Here is a 9,334-nt window from a genome sequence, read left to right on the forward strand (position 1 = left end):
GAGTAATTTAAAAAACGGACTTTTGATAACCGGATCTGGTATAAGGTGCGTTGCAACGCACCCTACTGGATTGTTTCATCTAAAATAGTGCGTTAGAATTGTCATTGCGTTAGCGCAGCTTTGCGATAGCAAACGACAGTGTTTGCGGAGCATTCCGTCAGGAAAGCAATCTCTAACCAATTTTCTATTGCATCATTTTAGTTGAAACAGTCCACTACAGGTAGTTACTCCTGACTCCTCCCTTATTAATTACTAGGTGTACTAGGTGTACTAGGTGTACTAGGTATCTTCTGTAATTCTGGTCTTTCTTCGGCCAAAATTGCTCCTTCTACAGGACAAACACTTAGGCAAATTCCACAGTCAATACAGGTATCAAAATCTATCCAATACCAATCAGTTCCCTTAGTATTTTTACCGGGTCCTTCGTGGATGCAAGCAACGGGACAAGCTCCAACACAGTCAGCAACACCTTCGCAAATATCAGTAACAATTGTATGTGGCATTTTAATTATTTTATAATGTCGAAACTCAAAATTTTTAGGGGATATTACCCTGTTGTTAAGAGGAGAGTTAAGTCGATATTTTTTTCTAGAAAATATAAACTTTCTCCGCTAATAATATCATGTCCGGATAATTAGCAATAGAACTTTGTTCCGCTGACGCGTTAACATTTGCGATAGCATTCCGTAAGGAAAGTTGTGCGCCAGCAAACAAAAAACTTTCTCCTTTTCCTCCTCTTTATTCTTCTTTCTTCTCTCCTGACTCCTGACTCCTGACTCCTGACTCCTTAGATCAATTTAACTTTTCCAAAAATGCTTCATAAGTTTGAGATTTGGAGCCAAAAACATAATTAGGAGAAGAAACTGTAATATCTGTACCACCTACTTTTCTTAGATGATTAATTGCTGGTAACAACATTTCTTGTTTCACTACAATTGTGGCAGCATACCAGTCATTTTTCTTCCCAGAATATACTTTAGCAATAGTCGGTCCTTGTAAACCAGTAATGCCACTTAATCCACTTTTATTCATTAACAAATCACCTATTTCATCTGCCGACTTTCCATGCACATTTGCAGTTATCGACACATATTTTTTTGACTCCATCTGAGCTTCAATTAACTCTAAAAAGACCTTAGTTGTTTCCAACTTAGCTTCACTTTCTTGTAACAAGCGTTTATTACCAATTAAACAAGCTTGAGACTTAAGAAGTGTGCCTCCTTCAATTCGCTTTAAACGATTTTCTCTCAGAGTTGTACCAGTGCTAGTTACATCAGCAATCATGTCAGCATATCCCATACTTGGTGCTGCTTCCATTGCTCCTTGGACTGCTACTAAGGAAAAATGTACAATTAACTTTTCATACAACCATTTTCGAGTCAGGTTATTATATTTTGTAGCAATTCTGAGATTTTTACCTTTCTCTTTAAATAATAGAGTTAGCTCTGCTAAATCTTCTATGGAAGAAACATCTACCCAACTTTCAGGAACAGCTAAAACAACTTCACATTTACCATAACCTAATTTATCCCAAATAACTATTACATCATCATCGGATTGACTTTCTTCAGAAACTACGTCATAACCTGTAATTCCTAAGTCAACACTTCCTTCTTCTACTTTTGTAAAAATATCTGCTGCTCTTTGAAATAATACTTTTACTTGTGGCAAGGCAGGAATAGAGCCGAAATATTGTCTTTCACTAGGTCTAGATACAGTTAAACCACAAGCTGACAATAAGTTCATGGCTCCTTTTTCTAATGCACCTTTACTGGGTAAGGCTATTTTTAAAATTTGCTCGGTGGTCATTTCAGTTATCAGTTATCAGTTATCAGTTATCAGTTATTATACCAATTTGAAAAAAGAATGTTACAAATGAGCTACTGGAAATCCTTATCAGGTATAAATTTTGCCATAGCAGCCACTTTTCAAATTGGTATTAGTTATTAGTTATCAGTTCCTCTGGAATAAGGAGGCTTTAAATCTGGAATATTATCTTTTTTTATCCCCATAAAAAGAGAGGATATTTACCAGAATTTTTCGGTCATTTGATGTAAGCATTTGTAAGCATTCAGCCGTCAGCTATCAGCCATCAGCTATTGTTTTTTTAGTTCTAAATAAAAGCTCTACTAATTGAGTTAGAATTAAATTTTACTATAATAGCTGGCTGAAACAGTCTATATATTAAAATCCCCTCATCAGCTCTTTCTGTGGAATGTGTTCCCATTCAGCTTTTTAATGAATGAAGTAAAAATTTGTTTAATACCAAATTGATAAATGCTTGCTACAAATAGTTAGGGTATTTCTTAGGAGTTAGGAGACAGGAGACAGGAGACAGAATGAATAGCTTCAATACCATTTTTCAGGTCGTAAATCTTTTTTTGTCAAAGGACATATCCTGCACTTGTCTTTTTATTCCTCTTGCTTTGCTATTCGTAACATTCTTTTTGAAAATTGGTATAACTTACAGCAGATTCTACTTTAATGAGGTAAACCCGTCGCGGGCTTTCCGGCCCGCACTTGCATTCATTTAATGTAAGCATTCAGCCGTCAGCCATCAGCTATCAGCTATTACTTTTAGTTTAGGATAAAAGCTTTATTAATTGTCTTACGACAAAAGTTGCCTCCCTTGCCATTAAAGTCAGTTGTTAATTTAAACACTTTCCCATAAGATAGAGTCTTATTGCTGATAGCTGACAGCGAGCTAGCTGAATGTTTACCATTTAATTATTATCTCTGTACTTCTTATGCTTGGAATCTGTTGTAAGACTAAATTTTCTACCCATAAATTGAAGTACAAGAAAGACTTATTTTGAGTTTTTAAACCATACAATTCAAGGCAATGAAACCGATGGCTAAATGCTGATGGCTGAAAGCTGACCGCTAAGTGCTTACAATTTAATTTAAGGGAATTAATTCTTCAGTAATTTAAGTATTTCTAACTTTTTTTACTACTTCATTTAATTCCAAATTTTGCTTTTCCCCAGATTCTAGGTTTTGCAAAAGCACTTTACTATCTTGTTGTTCTACAGAATTTAAAATAATTAAAAATGGAACATTATGCTGAATTGCATACTCAATATTATTTTCAATATTTCTCCCGATAATATCAGTTTCTATCCGCAAACCTAGCTTTCTTAATTTTTCGGCAATTTCGACAGTATAAACATAATCATCTGAACTAATAGCAACTACCAAAGCTTCGACAAATTGATAATTGTTGATATTCAAATGAGATTTTTCAGCTAATACTTCTCTGAGTTCTTCCATAACATAAGAAAAACCAGTTGCAGGAGTTTCTTGTTGACCTCCTAAACTAACAACTAAATCATCATATCTACCACCACCACATAATTTTCTTTCTCCTAAGTTGCTGTCAGAAATTTCAAAAACCATACCTGTGTAGTATTGGAGACCCCGACTAATTCCGAGGTCAATACTAATACGATTTTTGTCTACATTAAAGGCATCTAAACTTTGAAGAATATCTTGTAATTGTTTTAAGCCATAATCATCAATACTGTAAGTTGAAAGTAGTTTTTCTGTTTCTTTTAAAATAGCATTCGGCTCTCCTTTTAGTTGACTCAACTCTGTCATAAAATCTAATGTTTGATTGAGCTGTTTAGTTTGGTTTTGATGTTTAATCTTCACTAACAAACGGTCAACTATTTCTTCAGGTTCGCGAGTGCTTGATAGTTCGATATTCATACTTTCGAGAAACTCAAAAATGGCTGTTCTCGCCTCCTCTTCTTCTAAATTTTGTAGAAGGTCTGTGATTTTTTTTGTCGTAATATTTTTGCCTGGTTGTTGTTGAGCAGAAGCATTTTTTTGAAATGCAGGATAAATTTCAGAGAGTAAATTTTCTACTGTTTGTTTACCTTCTTTTCTCAGAGTTTCCATTTGAGTAAGTAGAAAACTACGAAGACGAGTATCTAACTCAAGATGGTCGAGGAATTTGTTAATAATTCCAACATGACCAATAAACATTTGATATTCAGTTAAACCTAAGCGGTCTAAACCTTGACAGGCCATAGAAATAACTTCCGCATCAGCGATCGCCCCTTTAGCCCCAATTAACTCTATTCCCATTTGGGTAAATTGACGATATCTCTCTTTCTGGGGCTTTTCATAGCGAAATACTGGCCCTGTATAATAAAGTCTTACTGGCAGGGGTATTTCTTGGAAGTTGTCCAAATAAGCGCGGACCACTGAAGCAGTAAATTCTGGCCTAAGACAGAGACGACGGTTACGATAAATAAAGTCGTAGAGGCGAGAAACTATGTCCTCACCAGATTTTTTCAGATAGAGTTCGGTATATTCTATGAGTGGCACATCTATGGGTCGGTAGCCATAAGATTCAAAACTACCACTTAGTGCATTTTTAATTTGTTTATCGATGTGATAGGTGTTTGGTAGAATGTCCCTGACACCTCTGACTCGTTCTACTTTTGTAGTTTGCATAGACAAAATATAAAAGATTGTAGTTTTCTCATCGCAATTTTGACAAGAGAGCTTCTACTAGATGATTTTATTTCTCTTTTGTCAAGAAAATTTGATATTTTTTAATGTTCCTAGTTGGCAAGCGATCGCTACCCTTATACACTGATAGCTGATTTTTGTCTATATTCAAAAAAAATAATTATGTATTCAAACCTCCCTAATAGCTGGTTTCGTGTTGCCAGAAGTGAAGATTTATCTACCAAAGGAGTAATACCACTTCATTACTTCGGAAAAGACTTTGTACTATTTCGTACAGAAGATGGCAAACCTCATATTTTTGATGCTCACTGTCCTCACTTAGGCGCTCATCTTGCTCATGGAGGTAGAATACAAGGCCAAACTCTGAGATGTCCTTACCACGGTTGGCTCTGGGATACAAATGGACAATGTGCTGCTATTCCTTATCCAGATAAACCCAAACCCAAAGCAAAAATACAGAGCTGGCCTGTACTTGAGCTTAATGGTCTCATAATGATGTACCATCACCATCAAGGAAAACTGCCAGACTGGGAAATACCTCAAATACCAGAACTAAATTCGGTCGAATGGACTCCCCTACGTTTAGTCCGTCAGTGGAAAGTCCGCACTACCCTTCAAGATTATATGGATAACAGTGTAGATGTCTCTCACTTATATAATTTGCACAGCCGTACTTTTAAAAGCGCTCATAGTCATGGGGTAGAAATTGACGGACCAATTTTAACTCATAGAATGTCTCAGAAATATAATTTATCTTCTTTAGCAGCAGGAAAATTAGTATTAGAAGATGGATCAGTTACTACTATTTATTACGGACCTGCTTATGATGTGAGTTTTTACTGGACAGAAGGAAAATTAAAGCTAGGTTTGTTAACTATTTTTACAGGAACACCAATAGATAATGAATATCTTGATATTGCCATATTTTACAGTGTGAAGAAAGTTCTACCTTTTCCTTTAAGCTTGATTTTAAATAAGATGTTAAAACAGGATGTCTTAGAAACTTTTGAACAAGATGTGAGTATTTTAGAGAATAAAAAAGATATTCATAATCCACCTTTATATCAAGATGATGGTCCTGTGCGTCAATCTCGAAGTTGGGCGGGTCAATTCTACTCATAAAATTCTTGGATATCAGATACTTCAGTTTCAAAATAAAAAACTATATTTTACAATTTTTGATAGATTAATTCGCACCAATTATTGGTAACAATTTCCTGAATCAATAATATAAAATACTTTAAATTTTTGATAAAAAGTTAGAATTTAATTAGGGCTGGCTGATTAATTATCAAAGAATTGACATATAAAGGCTTTAGCCTTTTTAGGTCGAAAAAAGTGCCAGTTTTTTGGTCTATAGAGCTGCAAAAAGTTAGCATTTTCATTGGGCGAGGACGAAAAAATCAAGGAAAAATTCTTTCGGCTAACTCCTCTATGATTCCCATTTATCCTGACTCCTGTACGGGTAATTCATGTTTGCAGAGCATTCCGTAGGAAATTACCCCTACTCCTGCCGTTATATATAAGACTTTTTCAGAAAACCCTAATTATTTATCACTAGGAATATTTTGCTCCCATGCTTGAATTCCGTATGACAATTTGAAGAATCTATAAAAATTTGCTTAAGTAATTACTGGAATGATACTATGTCAGTTTAGTAATATTTCTAGTTAATTCTGCTTAGTTAGTTAGCTCTAAATCTGTTGATCTAAGCAATGAAAATTATTTCACCTTAATCGGTAAAAATTTAATAAATCCCCAATCAAAACAATGGAATTAATCATATCATTGCTCGCTACTTTGATGGCATTCCTCATAGCTTTGAAAAATCCTAACATTGCGGGGGAAAAAGAAAGAAAAAAAGTACGCTCCCTCACTCTATTAATTGGTTCTTTGGCTGCGATAATTTCCATTTATCAAACAATAAGTAAGTTTTTGGTAATTATGCCAGCAGGTAAATGTAGGTGTGGTAGAAATACTTGGTAATGTTTCTGAATCTACCCTTACTCCCGGTCTTCACTTAGTTAACCCCCTTACTAAAATAATAAAATTTTCTACTCGACTCAAAGATTTAAAAGAAACTGTTACTGCTACATCCAAAGAAGGATTAAACTTTCAAATAGATGTTAGCCTTCAATATAAAATTGACCCTGAACAAGCAGGACAAATATATGAAAATATTGGTTTAGAGGAAAAAGAAATTATTATTTCTCGATTCCGTTCCCTAATTCGGGAAATTACTTCCAACTATGAATCTAGAGATATTTATAGTGAGAAAAGACAGGAAATAGCCAACAGTTTACTTGAAAAACTTACTCAAGAGTTAAATCCTTTAGGTTTTATAGTTGAGTCAGCTTTGTTAAGAGATATTTAATTACCTAGAAATATTCAACAAGCAATTCAAGAAAAATTAAAGGCAGAACAAGAAAGCCAGCGAATGCAATTTGAATTAGAAAAATCACGTCAAGAGGCAGAACTAAAAAAAATAGAAGCTCAAGGTATGGCAAATGCTCAAAAATTACTTTCTCAAGGATTAACTGAACAAGTCTTGAAGTTAAAAGCTATTGAAGCTACTGATAAAGTTAGCAGCTTCTCCTAATACAAAAGTGGTTATTATTGGTGGGGGCGAAGATAGATTACCTATTATTTTACAACAAAGATAAAAGATAAAAACTGCTGTCTCAAGTTTTTTCCAAATTCATGTACTATATTTTGTCGTGCGGAATTTTAATTTTAATCAAGACCGCTATAATTTTCAGATAAAACAGCCCATATCAATGATACAGGCTGTAAAAAAAATATCAACATTCTCTAAGTTTATAGAGAAATTTGTCTAATGTTATAGTGAATATTATTCACTAAATATTTTCCCAAAGATAACTATTTAACTGTCACCTTAGCTCCTGCATCTTCTAATTGCTTCTTAATATCTTCAGCAGCTTCTTTAGCAATACCTTCTTTAATTGGCTTAGGTGCAGACTCTACCAAATCTTTTGCTTCTTTCAGACCCAAACCTGTAATGGCACGAACCACTTTAAGAATAGCAATTTTCTTATCTGAAGGAAACTCTTCAAGAATTGCATCAAACTCAGTTTGTTCTTCAGCTTCTTCCGCAGGAGCAGCAGCACCTCCAGGACCAGGCATACCCATAGGCATCATCATGCCACCAGCAGGAGCAGCAGCACTAACACCAAAAGCTTCTTCTATTTGTGAAACTAATTCAGATGCTTCGAGCAAAGAAAGAGACTTAAGTTGTTCTAGAATTTCGTCGGTTTTTGCAGACATTAGTAATCTCCTATTTTTTGTTAGTTTGTAGTTATTTTTTCGCTAGAATTTAGACTTTTTTATTACCTTTAATATAGTTAAATTACTGGAATTATTCTCATAATAAAACTGATAGGATATTAGTCAAAAATTCATGTTGTTTGCGTTAGGCACCATCGCCTTGTTGTTCTTTTTCTGAGATTGCTTTAATAGCTCTATTTACAGAAGCTGGAACCTCATTAATACCAGTGGCAAGTTGAGTAGGTACAGCATTTAGACCAACAGCTAACTTAGTAGCTATACTGTTAATAGCACCAGCCACTTGAGCAAGCAACTCTTCCTTAGATGGTAAATCGGCGATCGCTTTAACTTGGTCTTGATCCAGCAGTCGCCCTTCCATCACACCACCCTTAAATTCTGTTTTTTTGGTGGTTTTTTGGAATTCTTGGTACGCCTTGATAGCACCGCCGATATCATCTTTTAGGAATAGGAAAGCATTAGATCCTGCCAACAACTGTTCCATAGGTTGCCAGTTGGCATCTTCTTTAACTGCTATTCCCATCAGAGAATTTTTAGCTACAGAGCAACAGCTACCAGTAGGCAGTAGTCGTCTACGCAGGTCTGTAATTTCTGCCACGGATAGTCCGTGATAATCAACTACAAGTGCTAGCTGACTTTCACTCAAGTTTTGCTTGATGTCTGCCAACATCTCTTGTTTTTGTTCCTTCGTTTTGCCCATATTTATAGCAGTACAAAAATAGATTAGGACGTTTATAAATCCTCAAACTGAGTCAGGTATTAATTCTGAGTTCTGACTTCTAACTTCTGACTTGCGCGTAGCGCCATATCACCTCCTTGACAAACCAAAATTCCTGGCGGACTATACTATCTGCCAGGGCAAAGAATTATGAATTCAAAACAAGTAACTTATTAAAGATTTCGACAAAAATCCCTTATACCTGTTTTTGAATTGTTAATCCTTGAACCTCGGCAGGAAATTAAGCTATTAGCACCTGCTGTCTTAAGCTCTTTGATTTTGATTTTTTTAGCTTTAATCTTATTTAACTAGCTATCAGCAATTAGCTATCAGCCATCAGCTTTAATCTCCCTGGGTAAAAATACTCAGTTTCCCATCAACCTTATGACCTTAGGACAAGTTAAAATATCCTTTCCGTTCCGGAATGCTCCGCAAACGAAGGCATCTCAAAAAAAATCTGCTGAAAGCTGACCGCTTATTTAAATAGACTAAGCTTCTACTTCTAATTTTAGATCCCGCAGGGCACTAACTTCAATCTCAATTGATGGTCCCATTGTTGCTGATACATATATACTACGCCAATAGCGACCTTTTGCACCAGAAGGACGGTTGCGGTCAATACAATCTTGTAAAGCCTTTAAGTTGGTAAGTAAATCTTCTACAGAAAAAGAAGCCTTGCCAAACAGAACATGAACTATACCTGTGCGGTCGGCTCTAAATTCTAACTTACCTGCCTTAAACTCGTCAATAGCTTGTGCCAGATCAAAAGTTACAGTACCGCCTTTAGGAGATGGCATTAAACCTCTCGGTCCTAATAAACGCCCTAGTTTAGCT

General features: G+C 35.4%; 9 protein-coding genes, 1 pseudogene and 1 other annotated feature. Of the genes and pseudogenes, 4 read left to right on the forward strand and 6 right to left on the reverse strand.

From position 1 onward, the window contains the following. Positions 1–245: 245 nt before the first annotated feature. The 3 genes from F6K18_RS17590 to hisZ all read right to left on the reverse strand — a co-directional run bounded on the left by F6K18_RS17590 (position 246) and on the right by hisZ (position 4,461). Entirely contained in the window at positions 246–503 is a 258-nt protein-coding gene (locus F6K18_RS17590) for a ferredoxin family protein (RefSeq protein ID WP_287522547.1), read from the reverse strand. Between the two features lie 289 nt (positions 504–792). Then, complete coding sequence (gene hisG / locus F6K18_RS17595) at positions 793–1,809, reverse strand: ATP phosphoribosyltransferase (RefSeq protein ID WP_287522549.1); 1,017 nt, start codon at positions 1,807–1,809, stop codon at positions 793–795. A gap of 1,119 nt (positions 1,810–2,928) precedes the next feature. Further along, positions 2,929–4,461, reverse strand: a complete 1,533-nt coding sequence (hisZ, locus tag F6K18_RS17600; RefSeq protein WP_287522550.1) for an ATP phosphoribosyltransferase regulatory subunit — start codon at positions 4,459–4,461, stop codon at positions 2,929–2,931. 180 nt (positions 4,462–4,641) lie between these two features. On the opposite strand from hisZ, the gene F6K18_RS17605 reads away from it, so the two are divergent. The 4 genes from F6K18_RS17605 (at position 4,642) to F6K18_RS17620 (ending at position 7,078) form a co-directional block, all read left to right on the forward strand. Beyond that, on the forward strand, positions 4,642–5,601 hold the full coding sequence (locus F6K18_RS17605) for a Rieske 2Fe-2S domain-containing protein (protein WP_124146804.1): 960 nt from the start codon (positions 4,642–4,644) through the stop codon (positions 5,599–5,601). Positions 5,602–6,249: 648 nt separating this feature from the next. Beyond that, positions 6,250–6,465: a hypothetical protein gene (locus F6K18_RS17610; protein ID WP_287522552.1), complete on the forward strand. Its 216-nt coding sequence runs from the start codon at positions 6,250–6,252 to the stop codon at positions 6,463–6,465. Then, positions 6,446–6,853: a prohibitin family protein gene (locus F6K18_RS17615; RefSeq protein WP_287522554.1), complete on the forward strand. Its 408-nt coding sequence runs from the start codon at positions 6,446–6,448 to the stop codon at positions 6,851–6,853. Before F6K18_RS17610 ends, F6K18_RS17615 begins: the two co-directional genes overlap by 20 nt. A 63-nt stretch (positions 6,854–6,916) precedes the next feature. After that, positions 6,917–7,078 (forward strand): hypothetical protein, encoded by a 162-nt coding sequence (locus F6K18_RS17620; RefSeq protein WP_287522556.1) that lies wholly within the window; start codon positions 6,917–6,919, stop codon positions 7,076–7,078. A 281-nt stretch (positions 7,079–7,359) separates the two neighbouring features. Here the strand turns inward: F6K18_RS17620 and rplL are convergent, their stop codons facing one another. From rplL to F6K18_RS17635, 3 genes and pseudogenes are all read right to left on the reverse strand, one after another. After that, entirely contained in the window at positions 7,360–7,764 is a 405-nt protein-coding gene (gene rplL, locus F6K18_RS17625; RefSeq protein WP_124146805.1) for a 50S ribosomal protein L7/L12, read from the reverse strand. A gap of 145 nt (positions 7,765–7,909) precedes the next feature. Beyond that, positions 7,910–8,482 (reverse strand): 50S ribosomal protein L10, encoded by a 573-nt coding sequence (gene rplJ / locus F6K18_RS17630; RefSeq protein WP_287522557.1) that lies wholly within the window; start codon positions 8,480–8,482, stop codon positions 7,910–7,912. 116 nt (positions 8,483–8,598) lie between these two features. After that, positions 8,599–8,787: a sequence feature (ribosomal protein L10 leader region), on the reverse strand. 201 nt (positions 8,788–8,988) lie between these two features. After that, positions 8,989–9,334: pseudogene (locus tag F6K18_RS17635) on the reverse strand (50S ribosomal protein L1); the annotation flags it as partial.

Origin of the sequence: Okeania sp. SIO2C2 (assembly GCF_010692625.1) — a bacterium.
Lineage (GTDB): Bacteria > Cyanobacteriota > Cyanobacteriia > Cyanobacteriales > Microcoleaceae > Okeania > Okeania hirsuta.